General features: G+C 42.0%; 10 protein-coding genes. 3 read left to right on the top strand and 7 right to left on the bottom strand.

What is annotated here, in order from left to right; translation table 11 throughout:
* Window positions 1-6 precede the first annotated feature (6 nt).
* Window positions 7-2,100, bottom strand: coding sequence for a flagellar biosynthesis protein FlhA (gene flhA / locus HGG78_RS06325; protein WP_172532353.1), 2,094 nt, complete (start codon window positions 2,098-2,100; stop codon window positions 7-9).
* A gap of 176 nt (window positions 2,101-2,276) precedes the next feature.
* Window positions 2,277-2,741, bottom strand: a complete 465-nt coding sequence (gene sixA / locus HGG78_RS06320) for a phosphohistidine phosphatase SixA (RefSeq protein ID WP_172532352.1) — start codon at window positions 2,739-2,741, stop codon at window positions 2,277-2,279.
* A 212-nt stretch (window positions 2,742-2,953) separates the two neighbouring features.
* Here sixA and HGG78_RS06315 point away from each other — a divergent pair, with 212 nt between their 5' ends.
* Entirely contained in the window at window positions 2,954-5,731 is a 2,778-nt protein-coding gene (locus tag HGG78_RS06315; RefSeq protein ID WP_172532351.1) for an insulinase family protein, read from the top strand.
* Between the two features lie 30 nt (window positions 5,732-5,761).
* Here HGG78_RS06315 and HGG78_RS06310 read toward each other — a convergent pair whose 3' ends face one another.
* Complete coding sequence (locus HGG78_RS06310; protein WP_172532350.1) at window positions 5,762-6,358, bottom strand: VOC family protein; 597 nt, start codon at window positions 6,356-6,358, stop codon at window positions 5,762-5,764.
* 205 nt (window positions 6,359-6,563) lie between these two features.
* Between HGG78_RS06310 and argS the strand changes: the two genes are divergently transcribed.
* A complete protein-coding gene (gene argS / locus HGG78_RS06305; RefSeq protein ID WP_172532349.1) occupies window positions 6,564-8,297 on the top strand; it encodes an arginine--tRNA ligase in 1,734 nt (577 codons plus the stop codon).
* A gap of 85 nt (window positions 8,298-8,382) precedes the next feature.
* The gene (locus HGG78_RS06300; RefSeq protein ID WP_172532348.1) at window positions 8,383-8,811 is read left to right on the top strand and encodes an HIT family protein; all 429 of its coding nucleotides are present in this window, start codon (window positions 8,383-8,385) and stop codon (window positions 8,809-8,811) included.
* Between the two features lie 55 nt (window positions 8,812-8,866).
* On the opposite strand, the gene HGG78_RS06295 is transcribed toward HGG78_RS06300, so the two are convergent.
* The 4 genes from HGG78_RS06295 to HGG78_RS06280 all read right to left on the bottom strand — a co-directional run bounded on the left by HGG78_RS06295 (window position 8,867) and on the right by HGG78_RS06280 (window position 15,529).
* Window positions 8,867-9,097 carry a FeoC-like transcriptional regulator gene (locus HGG78_RS06295; protein ID WP_172532347.1) on the bottom strand — a complete coding sequence of 77 codons (231 nt, stop codon included), beginning with the start codon at window positions 9,095-9,097 and terminating at the stop codon, window positions 8,867-8,869.
* The gene (gene feoB, locus HGG78_RS06290) at window positions 9,094-11,367 is read right to left on the bottom strand and encodes a Fe(2+) transporter permease subunit FeoB (RefSeq protein WP_172532346.1); all 2,274 of its coding nucleotides are present in this window, start codon (window positions 11,365-11,367) and stop codon (window positions 9,094-9,096) included. Before feoB ends, HGG78_RS06295 begins: the two co-directional genes overlap by 4 nt.
* A complete protein-coding gene (locus HGG78_RS06285) occupies window positions 11,367-11,594 on the bottom strand; it encodes a FeoA family protein (protein ID WP_172532345.1) in 228 nt (75 codons plus the stop codon). Before HGG78_RS06285 ends, feoB begins: the two co-directional genes overlap by 1 nt.
* A 590-nt stretch (window positions 11,595-12,184) precedes the next feature.
* The gene (locus HGG78_RS06280) at window positions 12,185-15,529 is read right to left on the bottom strand and encodes an AraC family transcriptional regulator (RefSeq protein ID WP_254068136.1); all 3,345 of its coding nucleotides are present in this window, start codon (window positions 15,527-15,529) and stop codon (window positions 12,185-12,187) included.
* Between the last annotated feature and the right edge of the window lie 142 nt (window positions 15,530-15,671).

The raw sequence follows: 15,671 nt of genomic DNA, 5'->3' as shown, positions 1-15,671 counted from the left end.
GTTCCGTTAATTTCCGACGGCTTGAACAATTCGAATTTGTTTCTCATCAGGTATTTCTTGGTAAGAGAGCACTCGCAAATTCGGTATTGTGTTTTTCACAAACTTCGCCAATGTAGAACGAAGTACGCCTGAAGTTAGTAACACCGCAGGTTCACCTTTTAATTCTTGCTCTTGCGTTGCGTGGCTGAGTGCAGCTTGTAAACGTTCCGCTAAACCAGGTTCAATACCCGCAGACTCTCCGCCCGATGCTTGCATTGTCTGATGCAATATTTGTTCCAGCTCAGGAATGAGTGTAATAACTGGCAACTCAGGCTCTATTCCATTGATTTCTTGGACAATTAAACGTTTTAATGAGATTCGAACCGCTGCGGTTAATATGTCAGGTTCTTGACTCTTACCTGAGTACTCAGCCAATGTTTGTATGATGGTTCTGATATCTCGGATAGGAATGGCTTCATTAAGTAAGTTTTGCAGCACTTTAACGACGGTACCAAGTGGCAGTTGGTCAGGAACAAAGTTTTCCACCAATCGCGGCGCTGATCGACCAAGCATTTCGATGAGATTTTGCACTTCCTCATGACCAATAAGCTGTGAAGCATTATTTGTGAGAAGTTGGCTAAGGTGTGTAGCGAGTACGGTTGATGAGTCAACAACGGTGTAACCTAACGCTTGAGCATGTTCGCGTTGATCTTCTCTGATCCACACGGCTTCTAGTCCAAAAGCAGGGTCAACCGTACGCTCGCCATCAATGACGCCATAAACTTGCCCAGGGTTGATCGCAAGCTCTTGATCGGGACGAATTTCTGCTTCGCCAACGGCTACGCCCATCAACGTTATCCGATAGCTGTTTGGCGTTAACTCTAAGTTATCGCGAATATGCACTGCTGGGATCAAAAAACCAAAGTCCTGAGATAGCTTTTTACGGACACCTTTGACTCGCTCTAACAACTCGCCACCTTGGTCTCTGTCGACCAGAGGGATCAAACGGTAACCGACTTCTAAACCAATCACATCAACGGGTTGAACATCATCCCACGACAGCTCTTTCTGTGTCGGCGTATCGCTGTCAACTTTGGCGGGCAATTGTTTCTCTTCTGCCGCTTTCTTCTGTTTACGCTGCATTAAATAGGCACCGCCACCAGCCAAAGCTGCCAATAGTAAAAATGCAAAGTGTGGCATTCCCGGGACAATACCCATCACACCCAAAATACCGGCGGTGATGGTCAAAGCTTTAGGGTTGTCGAACAGCTGGAAAATAACCTGCTCACCCATATCCTCATCAGTATTTTGACGAGTCACCATGATGGCAGCCCCGATCGACAATAGTAACGATGGGATTTGTGCAACCAAACCATCACCAATAGTCAACAAGGTATAAATTTCAATGGCTTCTTTAAAGCCCAGACCATACTGAGCCATACCGATGGATAACCCACCAATAATGTTAATAAATAAGATAAGGATACCAGCAATCGCATCCCCTTTAACAAACTTTGACGCACCATCCATCGAACCGTAGAAGTCAGCTTCTTTGGTGACTTCAAAACGGCGTACACGAGCTTGCTCTTGATCGATTAACCCCGCATTCAAGTCAGCGTCTATTGCCATTTGCTTACCTGGCAATGCATCTAAGGTAAAGCGAGCACTTACTTCTGAAATACGGCCCGCACCTTTAGTCACCACCATAAAGTTGATGATCATCAGAATTAAGAAGACAACTAGGCCAACCGCATAATTACCACCAATAACCACATTACCAAATGCTTCAATCACATTACCCGCCGCGCCTGGGCCTTCATGACCGTACAGTAAAACGACTCGAGTGGAAGCAACGTTCAGTGCTAGTCTCAACAAAGTGGCAATAAGAAGCACCGAAGGAAACGCAGCAAAATCTAATGGCCTACGGGTATAAACCGTCACCAATAGCACCACCATAGATAGGGCAATGTTAAACGTGAAAAACAGATCCAACAAAAATGCGGGGATCGGTAATACAACCATCGCCAACGTCGCCAAAACCATAATCGGCGCACCGATAGCAGGCATACTACGTTGTGGTATTGACGGTAATCTATCCGCAAATGGGAGTGTGAATTTCATAGGCTAGCAAGCAATCTATTGATGAATATTGATATATATGACAATGAATTAGCATTGTGATGCAATTTTCAGTCCAGCAACAAAGTCAAAATAATGGCTACATATGATAAATGTTACTCTCATTGATCAAACGTAGCCTAGTTATTCATCTTATGGGAGTTTTTTACCCGCCCTCATTAAGGGTAGATACTCCACATCTGCTTTCCTTGCATAGTGTGCGGATCATAGTCGATGCCGATCAGTCCCGAGGTCGGAAACATCGGTGGTACAAGATCGGTGACAAATTCTGCGGCCAAATAACCGACTAATGGTAAGTGAGAGACCAATAAAACTGACTCTAACTGCTCGATATCGACTAACGCTGAAACATAGTCAAAGACCGTATCGGCTTGTCCATAGGGCGTAATATCATCATAAGTAACCACATCGTCAGATTCAAAATATGACGCGATAGATGCCCATGTTTGTTGCGCCCTTAGGTAAGGGCTAACAAGCACCTTGTCAAAGTGACGAAGACCTTGTTTCTCACAAGCAACGGCCACAGCTACTGACTCGCGCTGCCCTCTTTCGGTTAAGGCTCTTTCTGCGTCACTCGCGGCATAATGCTCAGCTTCTCCATGGCGCATAATAAAAATCTTCATTACTCATTCCTAGTGATTATCATGTTGGCAGTCTACGCTGCATTATTTTCAATTATATCAGGAGACCTAGCAAAGACTTCGACCTTGTTAACAGTCTATTAAAGTTGATCAAAGACTTAAAATGACATTTTGTTCATAAAATCGTTGCTTACTGTTTGCACCAAACTGTTTCAACGCCATAATTAGAATAGCATTTTCTGTGGAGATTCACCGTGCATTTAAGCCCAAACGACACTCACCATTATCGCTATGTAACGTTGACCAACGGGTTGAGAACGTTACTAATTCAAGCCGATGATGCGCAAAAATCAGCGGCGGCCTTAGCGGTCAATGTCGGCCATTTTGATGATCCATCAGATAGAGAAGGCCTTGCACACTACCTCGAACACATGTTGTTTTTGGGCACAGAAAAATACCCGAAAGTAGGCGAATTTCAAAGTTTTATTAGTCAACATGGTGGCAGCAATAATGCCTGGACAGGAGCAGAACATACTTGTTTCTTCTTCGATGTCAGCCCGAATACATTCGAAAAAGCCCTCGACCGCTTCAGCCAATTTTTCTGTGCTCCCCTGTTTAATGAAGAAGCCTTAGATAAAGAAAGACAAGCCGTCGATTCTGAATTTAAACTCAAACTCAACGACGACTCTCGCCGCTTGTACCAGGTGCAAAAAGAAACCATCAACCCTGCGCACCCCTTTGCGAAATTCTCGGTGGGTAATTTAGATACTCTGTGTGACAGAAATGATGTTTCTATTCGCGAAGAAATCGTCCAGTTCCATAATCAACACTACTCTGCCGATTTAATGACGCTTGCTTTATCGGGCCCACATAGTCTAGATGAACTTGAGCAGCTAGCAGAAGAAAAGTTCTCTTCAATATTGAATCAGCAGCTTGGGCATAAATCTGTCTCGGAACCTTTTGTGTTGGAAGAGCATACCGGGGTATTTATCCAAATCGAGCCATTAAAGGAACTTCGTAAACTTATACTAAGCTTCCCAGCGCCAAGCATGGATGATTTTTATGAAGTGAAACCATTGTCTTACTTCGCTCATTTACTCGGTTATGAGGGTGAAGGGAGCTTGATGCTAGCCCTAAAAGAAAAAGGTTGGATCACCTCTTTATCCGCAGGAGGAGGCGCTAGCGGTAGTAACTATCGCGAGTTTTCGGTCAGTTTTAGCCTCACCCGCGCAGGACTAGATCATGTTGAAACGATCATCCAAGCGCTCTTTAGCCAAATCAAACTAATCACCGAGCAAGGGCTAGATGAGTGGCGCTATGACGAAAAAAGAGCGGTGCTTGAATCGGCGTTTCGCTTTCAAGAAACCACTCGACCATTAGATATGGTGAGCCATTTAGTGGTGAACATGCAGCATTACAAACCGCAAGACACCATCTATGGTGACTACATGATGGCGGGTTACGATGAACAACTTCTACGAAAAATGCTTGCGTATCTAACGCCTCGCAACCTACGGGCTACTTTAGTTGCCAAAGGTGGTGTTTATGACAAACACGTAAAGTGGTATTCAACTCCCTATTCTGTGACGCCTTTTTCCAGCTCACAACTCGCACTATTTTCAACACCTATTGATATAGCGACCTCACTACCACCAAAAAATCCATTCATTTGTTACCACTTAGACCCAAAAGATTTGGAACCATCACAATCAGAATATCCTGAAATTATTGAAGAATTACCAGGTTTTCGTTTGTGGCATTTGCAAGATAGGGAATTTAGGGTGCCTAAAGGGGTGATTTACATCGCCATTGATAGCCCGATTTCGGTCGCGAACCCAAGTAATATCGTCAAAACACGTCTATGCGTTGAAATGTTTTTAGACTCTCTTGCCAAAGAGACTTACCAAGCCGAAATCGCCGGCATGAACTACAACATGTACGCACACCAAGGTGGCGTTACATTAACTATTTCAGGGTTCAGTCAAAAACAACCTCAGTTGATGGAAATGATTTTAGAACGCTTCGCCAAACGTGATTTCAGCGAGAGTCGTTTTAAAACCATTAAACAACAGCTTTTGCGAAATTGGCGCAATACGACTAAAGATCGTCCAATATCGCAGATTTTTAATGCCATGACAGGAATTTTGCAGCCCAACAACCCTCCTTATCATGTACTACTCGAGGCGTTAAAAGACATCAAGTTAGAAGAGCTACGTGACTTTGTTGATCAAATTTTGGCTCAGCTGCATGTTGAGATGTTCGTTTATGGTGACTGGCTACGAAAAGATGCACAAGCGATGGCCGAAACATTGAAGAATGCGTTGCGAGTCAAAGATCAACAATATGAAGAGTCACTACGCCCACTGATCATGCTCGGGAAAAATGGGACATTTCAAAGAGAAGTTCATTGCGATCAAGAAGACTCAGCGGTAGTAGTGTACTACCAATGTGATGATATCTCAGCACGTAATATCGCCTTATATTCACTGGCAAACCATCTGATGTCAGCGACTTTCTTCCATGAGATCCGTACCAAGCAACAACTTGGCTATATGGTCGGCACTGGCAATATGCCACTCAACCGACACCCTGGCATTGTACTTTATGTACAATCGCCTAATGCGGCTCCTAGCGAGTTAATCACCGCTGTCGATGAATTTCTGAATGCTTTTTACATGGTGCTTCTTGAACTTAATGAATACCAATGGCACAGCAGTAAACGCGGGCTGTGGAATCAGATTTCAGCGCCAGACCCGACACTACGTAGCCGAGCACAAAGGTTGTGGGTCGCTATTGGTAATAAAGATGCAGGTTTTGATCAAAGAGAACAGGTCTTGGAAGAGCTTAAATTACTCGCTCGCAGTGATATGATTCGTTTTATTGTTAATGAATTAAAACCAAGAACAGCAAATCGCTTGATTATGCACTCTCAAGGGAATGCTCATCACGACGCTGAAACACTGAATTTAGGCCAAGAAATCGGCTCAATTGAAGAATTTCAGCTTCGTCCTAAAGATTGCGATTTAGGTTAATATTGTTAGCAGAAAAATAGTCAGAGCGAGTTAAGCTTGCTCTGACGCTACGATATCTTTCAATGAATGCGGGTGTAACTTAATACATACCCCCTGCCACTTAAAAGCAACTGTCGGGTTATTCAACCGCTCCCCCTCTCCTTTTGGGCTCGATAATTTTACTTTAACCCCTTTTGACTCAAGCTTATTCCACTGCTCTTGCAGAGATGGATAACGCGACTGTATGTCATGCAGATATTCTTGAGCAGTTTGTACATTGGATGGCACAACAAACTCGATGTGTTCCCAAGTTTGCTGTGGGTAAATTTTTCCAGGAGCCGGATAAGGCAGTTCTAGACACTCAATTGACCAACCTAACACCTGCAGTGGTGATGAAAATTCAAGCACAATAATAGGACGCCCGTTAATTTCAGCGTTCGAAATCTCTCTTCCTTCATTAAGCCAAGCTTTATGTGCCAATATTGCTAAGTCAGGATCATTAATACGCAACGCAATGTGGTCGGCTTTATTGCTTGATAAATCAATATGCAAAATTTCAGTTAAGTCTTGAATTTTATGCATAAATTGAATGATATTTTGTTTTAACTGCTCAGGGTGAAGTTGTGCATCAATGAGAGGTTCAAGCATTTAAACGGTCCAAAATAATGATTTTCGCCCAATAGTACCAAGATCGGTTTGAAAAGTAGAAAATTTCCTAATTTAGTCCCTGTAAGCGCCTTAATAAAATTGGTATTATGTGCGCCAAATTATGAACAAAATCGAGATATGCATTCACCCAATGCGGTGAATAAAATGCATACCTTTGCAATTCCCAGAATTGAAGGACACGCGTGTGAATATCCAAGCACTTATTAATGACAAAGTATCTCAGGCTCTTGAAGCCGCTGGCGCACCTGCAGGCAGCCCTGCAGCTGTTCGCCAATCTGCAAAACCACAATTTGGTGACTACCAAGCAAACGGCGTTATGGGCGTTGCTAAACGACTAGGCACTAACCCTCGAGAATTTGCTCAGAAAGTATTGGACGTTCTAAACCTAGACGGTATCGCTTCTAAAGTTGAAATCGCAGGTCCGGGTTTCCTAAACATCTTCCTAGATGAAGCTTTCCTAGCAAAACAAGCAGACGCAGCATTGGCTGATTCTCGCCTTGGTGTAGCAACCGCTGAAACGCAAATCATCGTTGCAGATTACTCTGCACCAAACGTTGCGAAAGAAATGCACGTTGGTCATTTACGTTCTACCATCATCGGTGACGCTGTGGTTCGTACATTAGAGTTTCTCGGTCATAAAGTGATCCGCGCTAACCATATCGGTGACTGGGGTACTCAGTTTGGTATGCTTATCGCCAACCTTGAACGAGTACAGCAAGAGTCAGGCGAAGTATCAATGGAACTGTCTGATCTTGAAGCCTTCTATCGCGAATCGAAAAAACTGTACGACGAAGATGAAGCGTTCGCAGCTAAAGCGCGTAGCTATGTGGTAAAACTGCAAGGTGGCGATACGTACTGTGCAGAAATGTGGAAGAAACTGGTTGATGTCACAATGATCCAAAACCAGCGCAACTATGACCGCTTGAATGTATCTTTAACTCGTGATGATGTCATGGGTGAAAGTATGTACAACGACATGCTACCAACTATCGTTGCCGATCTGAAAGAGAAAGGCTTAGCTAAAGAAGACGATGGTGCACAAGTTGTATTCTTAGATGAATACAAAAATAAAGATGGCGAACCAATGGGCGTTATCGTTCAGAAGCGTGATGGTGGTTTCCTATACACCACAACCGATATCGCTTGTGCTAAGTACCGTTACGAAACCTTGGGCGCTGATCGCGTCTTGTACTTCATCGACTCTCGTCAACATCAGCACCTAATGCAAGCTTGGACCATTGTTCGCAAAGCGGGTTATGTTCCTGAAGAAGTCACTCTAGAGCACCACGCATTCGGTATGATGCTAGGTAAAGATGGCCGTCCATTTAAGACTCGTGCGGGCGGTACAGTACGCCTTGCTGATCTTCTCGATGAAGCACAAGAGCGCGCTGCAAAACTAATTGAATCGAAAAACCCAGATCTCGCCGCAGATGAGAAAGCCAATATCGCAAATACAGTTGCGATGGCCTCTGTAAAATATGCCGATTTGTCTAAACACCGTACCACTGACTACGTATTTGACTGGGATAACATGTTAGCGTTTGAAGGGAATACTGCACCATACATGCAATATGCCTACACTCGCGTTGCATCTATTTTTGCAAAAGCTGGGGTATCAATGGATAACCTGACTGGCGAAATCAAAGTTACTGAAGAAAAAGAGAAAGCCCTCATTGCTAAACTACTTCAATTTGAAGAAGCGGTACAAACCGTTGCTCGTGAAGGTCAGCCACATGTTATGTGTAGCTACCTATTCGAACTTGCGGGTCAATTCTCTAGCTTCTATGAAGCCTGCCCGATCCTTGTAGCAGAAGATGAGAGCATCAAACAAAGCCGTCTAAAATTGGCTGCGCTTACTGCGAAAACCATCAAGCAAGGCTTATCACTGCTAGGTATAGATACGCTAGATCGTATGTAATTATTTGATGTGACAAATATAAAAGGTTGGCAAACGCCAGCCTTTTATTTTATCTAGTAAAACACGACTTATATTGGATAGCGCTATGGATTTTGAACTTCACCCTCAACTGACTAAAGATACTTCGTTAATAGGTCAGTTTCCTCTTTGCTTAGCTTTATTACACAAAGATAACGCGGTTCCGTGGGTTATTCTCGTCCCTAAACGAGCAAACTTAAAAGAATTACACCACTTACCCATGCACGAACAACAGCAATTTTTGCTTGAATCACAGGCGGTTAGCCAAGCACTTGAAGCAACATTTTGCCCCGACAAATTAAACCTAGGTGCACTAGGTAATATGGTGCCTCAACTTCATATTCACCATATCGCTCGCTTCAAAAGTGATATTGCTTGGCCTGGTCCTATTTGGGGAAATACTCAAGGCGTAACACGCACAGAGCAAGAACAGCACGAACTATTGAGCAGAATACAGAATGTACTTTCATTAAGTTCAATTTTTAATAAAGCATAAATTAAAAAGCCGCTGAAAATTCAGCGGCTTTTTTTAAATCGAACCGTTAAAAAAGTTACAAAGTTACCGTCAGTGATAAGCCATCATTGCGGTTAAGTGCATAACGCACTCTTGTCACATGATGTGCTTTGTTGGTATCGATAGTGCGTGAAATAATCCCTTTTTTAATCCAGACACTCAGCATTGCGTCTACCCCATCTTCACTCATTGAAAATTTCTTAGCGAGATCTGCGCGGCTGACGATACCATTCTCTTCGATGTAACCTTTTAACTCAGTCAAGATCATGCGGCTTGTATCTCCAGTAACGACTGCAATTTACGCCCACGAATCTTCAATGTTTGGTAAATCAGAAGCCCAGTGATGACTATTGCACCGATCCAAAGTGAACTTTTCACCGGTTGCTGTATAAGGTGGCTTGCTTGGTAATACAATGTTGCACCACCGTAGGCTAACCCCATAGTCCAGATCGCAATAAAACGGGCATATTTCATACCAAATTCTCGAACATAAGCGCCCATTGCCGCAACACAAGGCGTATAAAGTAAGATGAAAATCAAATAAGCAAAAGCAGCATGGCCAGTCACAAAATGGTGCTTTAGGTTGCCAAAGATTGATGCATCTACCGCTTGATCTTCTGCAATAGCGTTACTGTCCGTTAAGTCACCAACTTCAATACCTAGTGGATCAGAAAAACTTAACCCCATTAAGTTTTCAGGTATCGACATTACGGCTTCTTGCAGACTTGCTACAAGGTCATACTCACCCTCATCGCTGGCGGCTGATGTGTACAAGTTATTCAAAGTACCGACTACCGCTTCCTTGGCAAAAATACCAGTGATAATACCTACCGTTGCAGGCCAGTTGTCTTGATTAACACCTATAGGTGCAAATACTGGAGTCACAACTTGCGCCGCTTTAGACAATACTGAATTGTCACTGTCTTCATTGCCAAAGCTACCATCGATACCAATTGAGTTTAAGAAACTCAAAATGGTCACGACCACAACAATGGTTTTCCCTGCGCCTAAAACAAAACGCTTTAATTTTTGCCACGTTTTGATCAGCACGTTTTGCACGGTAGGGATCTCATAGTCAGGCATTTCCATCACTAAACTATCACTGGAACCTGGAAAAAGTGTGTGCTTCAAAATAAGTCCAGTGAAAACTGCCGCCAAGATACCCAATAAATAAAGCGCAAAGACCACATTCTGCCCGCTTTCAGGGAAGAAGGCTGCGGCAAATAATGCATATACAGGTAAGCGTGCACCACAAGACATAAACGGTGCCATTGACGCGGCCAATTTACGCTCGCGCTCTTGATCTAATGTTCTGGTTGCCATAATCGCAGGAACATTACAACCAAAGCCTAGGACTAACGGCACAAAAGCTTTTCCTGGTAAACCGATACGCTGCATTACTTTATCTAGCACAAATGCGGCGCGAGACATATAGCCCGAGCTCTCCAAAATAGCCAAGAAAAGATATAAACAAGCAATGACAGGAATAAAGGTGGCAACCGTTTGAATACCACCACCTAAACCATCAGCAAGCACAGTAACTAACCAAATTGGTAAATGGTCATCCAGTAGATAATGCCCACCATCAACCAACAGTGCACCAACGCCAATATCAAAAAAGTCAATGAATGCGCTACCAATGTTGATAGAGAACATAAACATTAGATACATGACTACAAAGAAAAATGGTACACCAATCCATTTATTTAAAATGAATTTATCGGCTTTTTCAGTGAAGTTATGGCTTAATTTTCCTTCCGTTTGACGGATTTTTTTACATTGCTCATGTAAAAAAGTGTATTTGGTATCAGCAACATGTAGGTCGATATCTAAACCACTTGATGTTTGCTCTCTACGAACAAGAGCACGCTGTGACTCAGGTAAACTATTAATCACCAACAGATCATTTTCTAAAGCACGAATAGCCAATGCACGCGCAACCACTTCTTGATGCTGAAAAGCTGTCGATAATTTTTCAATTGATCGTTCAAATGCCAAACCATAGTCAAGTACCAGTTCTTTAAGAGCAACACCTTGCAGTAATAATTTGTGCAATTTCTCTTTGAAGCTATTGACCTGCTCTGTACTGGTAGCCGACAGCATGAATACCGGGCAACCCAATATCTTTTCAAGTCTTTTAATATCAAGGCGTTGTCGCTCTCGCTTCAAAGCATCCATTTTATTCAAAACGACAATCATCGGGCGCCCTAATTCACGAAGTTGCAGCGTCATGTATAAGCTACGTTCAAGGCAAGTCGCGTCGACAACATTGATAATGAGATCCGCTGGATGAGTCAATACCGCTCTAGAGGCAATAGACTCATCGATACTATTACTGTCATTACCACTATCTAAAGCGTAGATACCCGGCAGATCGGTTAATTTAAATTCATCGCCAGAGTGAGAATAGTGGCCTGTTTTTTTCTCTACGGTTACACCAGCCCAGTTACCGACTTGTTGTTTGGCACCTGTCAAGCCGTTAAATAGTGTTGTTTTTCCACTATTGGGGTTACCAACGGTTAGAATTTGATATTGCATTAAGCTTTCTCCACCTCAATACAAGCTGCGATTTTTTCACGCACAGCTAATGACACTCCTCTTACTTCAATTTGAAGTGGGTCTCCCATTGGAGCTCGTCGAACTAAAGTCACCGCAGTTTGAGGCAACAATCCCATCACCATCAATTTTTTGCGAACATCGTTTGGAAGTTGGTAAAACGCCGTAATATTTGCGCTTTCCCCTTCCTTTAATTGAGATAGTTTCATTTATAGCACTCTCAATGGTAGTGGTAATGAGAAATATTTTTATTAACATGAATAATACACGTTCATACGACTAATGTTCTTGAGTGAAATCAAAGATTGCGCAAATCAAAACGTTGCTTTCGTTAAAACCTATCACGTCAAAAACGTTAAATTGACCTTTTCACAAAATAACAAATCAACAAAAAAAAGAGCCAATAGTTAAGAGTCGATAATTTTATATTTAAAATCATGATGTTATAAAAACATCGAACATTGTCGCTTTTCTTATGCCATCTTGTCGTTAATTTTATAAGTGAAATAAGTAACTAGCCATATAGTGAACCCATCGAAAGGAAACTTCTCCTTTGATATGAATCCAGAGGTGATGTGAGGCTAACTCATATCACTCCGGCAGCAAGCGAAGGCACCTTTGGTGCCCGTGGTATAGTCCCCCCGGCTATACCACGATATTTTTTTTCATCATCACATCAAAGCCCTCTTCGAAGACGACAATTCCATCAACACACTGTTAGGCATATCGATATCTATCTTCGATCATAATATTCGCTACAAAACGTTCTTGAGCTCGCTATAGCTTATGGAGTTAGTTTTTACTCGTTGTCATCAATAAACTGAGTCGGAGATAAACCAAAGTGATATTTGAATCTTTGGCTAAAGTAGGAGGGATCATTAAAGCCACTGCCGAAAGCAACTTGAGATATTTTTTCACCAGCTAATAAACGCTGACATGCTTTTTCTAAGCGAACCTCATTCAAATACTCTTTGAAGGTTTTTCCAGTAACAGCTTTAAAACGTCGCTGAAGGCTTCTCTCTGAAACAAATAAGAGCTTAGCGGCCGATGATGTACTGAAGTCAGGGTCGGAATAGTATTGCTGTATCAGCAGTTCAACTTTTTTGAGCCACTCTTTCTCCAGCGGCTCAATCGTTACCTTCTCTGCGGCATCTTCCAGTTCAATGGCTTCAGACTCTTCTGTTAATAAATCCACACTAGGCCAAGAAAGCTCTGTCAAGTTTCGCTCTGAAGAAGAAAAAATATGGATTTCACCACCTGAAGATCGCATTAATTGATGTAACTCTTCTTGTTCAAAACCGGAAGTAGAGCCGTCAACGCTTGAGTTCATCATTTGATCACCACTATCAATAATAACAACAAATAAACGTCTTTCACGCTCATAGCAGTGGATCTGTAATGATTGATTGCGATATAGACGATTAACAGCATCAGACAGTAACGTATTGAAAATTAAATCAAAATTAAAGCTTTCAGATTCAATATAAGATTGCTTGAGCTCATTATTTACGACTAATGTGATTTCGGCTTTATCGAATTCATCTCGCCAACTGTCGATTGATGAGTTAAGAATGATCGATAAATCATAAATTTGCTGAGTGGAAGCTTTATCACTTCTCACATTCCGTAATAGCGTAAGTTCTCGTTTCACTTTTTGTGCAAGACGTTCTAAACGACCAAGTTGATTGAGTTGGGTACGATAAATCAACTGATCTAGAGTAGGTGAAATTGAATCTAGCATCTGTTCCACAAAAACATGTCGAATTTGTAGCTGCTTACGTAATTGGTGGTTGTTAGTGAGTACAATTTTACTTTGATGGCGTAATTGTTCCGTCTTCAATGCCACTTGTGATTTCAATTCTCTGTTCGCTTTCGCCACCCAATGCGAACGCCATAAAGAGGCTACAGCAACACAGCCCAATACTATAATGCTGTAAAACAAGATTGCCCATGATGAAAGATACCACGGCTTAGCAACAACAAATGATAAGCTGTTCATTGTGCTGTTTTGTGGATATTGAGTGTTGTCTCTAACTAAAATTCGGTAGTCACCAGGAAGTAAATGATCCAGCGTTAATTGCGAACCCTCTAGCGGTTGCCACTGGCCATCGCCTTCAATACGAAATTCAAGCGATTGGGTTCGGGATTCAGGTAAAGAACCAAATAAAAAACTAATCGAGCTACCATATTTCAGTTCTAGAGGGTGAAAACGGCTACGACCAATCATCACTGGCGTATGATCGATACTTATTTGGCTAAAAATAATCGACGTATTTGGGGGGGTAGCCGTAACAAGTTTACCCGGTGAGACCCTAAGCAGACCAAAACGGGAACCAGACAACAACCACGCTTTATTATCAATAATACTTGATGTACAAACCCCACTTTGAAATTCATTATGAATAAGACCGTGAGGTGCAGCATAGTGTTTTTTTATATCGCCTTGTTGATTATAAAGAGAGATACCATTCGATGAAGTCAGCCATATTCCTTCTTGTGATTCGGCTAAGCATTTAGGGCTGATATTATCCTCGGCCAAAGGGATTGAATTAAATTCATTCCTGTCATGAGAAAGGTTAAACAAACCGTAACTACTCGCAAACCAGATATCCCCATTGCTCCCTTCAAGTATATTGACACTGCGCCCATAACCACTTGTTGGCCGTCGAAAAACGATCTTACCTTGATTTAAGGTATAAACACCATGGTCTGTCCCGATAAACAGACCACGCTGAGTCGCTTTTAATAAGGTCACTTTAGCCGGTAGAAAGGCGTCAACAAACCAATCGATACCGTAATTAGTCAACGTATTAGCACCAACATCATAGGACCACAGTTGGTTCTCATTCGCTCCCCATAATAAACCGTTATTATCAAGGGTTAGGTGTAGGATACCTGCCGTGCGTAGATTAAAGGGCAAATGAGAAGATTCCTCCGCCTCAGTTTCTAAGTTATAGACAACAAGACCTTCATGGGTGGCAAGCCATAACGATGTGTTACTCAATTGCACAAAATCATTTATTGGCAGGTTGAACAAAAGCTTAATCTTGTTCCAATTGCTATCGAATTGGTAGAGACCTTGATTGGTTAATACCCAATAGCCTTTCTTATCTAACCGCGGAATAATTTTCTTAATTTGATTATGAATTAACTGTGGTTGCTGGTTGCGTTCGAAACGAAACCCAAAAAGCGAAAAATAGCGAATTCCTTTATCCGTTGCTATCCAAATACCGCCTTGCAAATCATTGACTAAAGAGTAAATTTGATTACCTGGCAAACCATTGCTGTCTTGATCATTACTTTCCAATTTAACTACATTGTTGGTCAGAAATGAGTAGACGAATAGACCATCTTCGGTGCCAACCCAATATTCGTTGTCGGTTTCAGCCAATGATAATACGTGTGAATATCCAATCCGTTTTGGTTGTTGGGAATTTGGATTTTTTATATCAATAATGAGTGCTCCGTTCAGCGTACCGACGATAAGCTCTCTGTTTTTTGCAGAAAAATAAAGCTTTTCAATAAAATGCTTCTTCGAGCTCAATACATGAGAAAAGCTTTCGCCATCAGATAAATAAACACCAGCATTGGTTGCTAGCACCCACTTTGACAATAGAAATTTAGCATCATTGATTGTCAATTGACTGACTTGGTTGAATTGATACATATCCGACAACGGATAAGTATCAATTCTTTTTGTCTGGATATTATAGGTGTAAAAATGTGCGTCATCGGTTAACCAAATAAAACCGTTAGAAGCACCTATATTTTTTATAACTGAACCGGCTGTGAGGCTGAAAACAAGCTCTCGGTGTTGGGCTGGGTAAGTACGATAAACTTCATTCTCAACGTAAGACCAAAAAGCATTATCGAAATAAGCAATGTGACCGCTGTCTTGTGCCAGTACTGAACCGCGACGAGGAAGGATATTTTGTCCATCAAAGAACACCACTTTACCATGAACATCGTGTATCCATATCCCCCCTTCATCACCCAAGAATAAGTTTTGGGCAACAAAGACTTTGCCTTGAGCTTGGGTTGGCAAGGGGTAAAAAATCGAAGGGGCTTTGTCCAGGGCTTGTGCATACCACGCCAATAACAGAAGTAGTAAGCACAAAACCTGACTCAAATATTTGGAATACAAAAATGTTCCTTTCAACAGCAGAGCCTTAATCGATGATACGCCTAATCATTAAACGTTTTTTTGCGACGATAATTATCAACTATTCTAGCTAAACTTATAACTTTTTGAAGTTACGGAACAAATAAAACAATAATATTTAGTG

It is taken from the genome of Vibrio aestuarianus (assembly GCF_012395185.1).
Classification (GTDB): domain Bacteria; phylum Pseudomonadota; class Gammaproteobacteria; order Enterobacterales; family Vibrionaceae; genus Vibrio; species Vibrio aestuarianus.
This window is presented reverse-complemented; position numbering and strand designations above follow the sequence as displayed.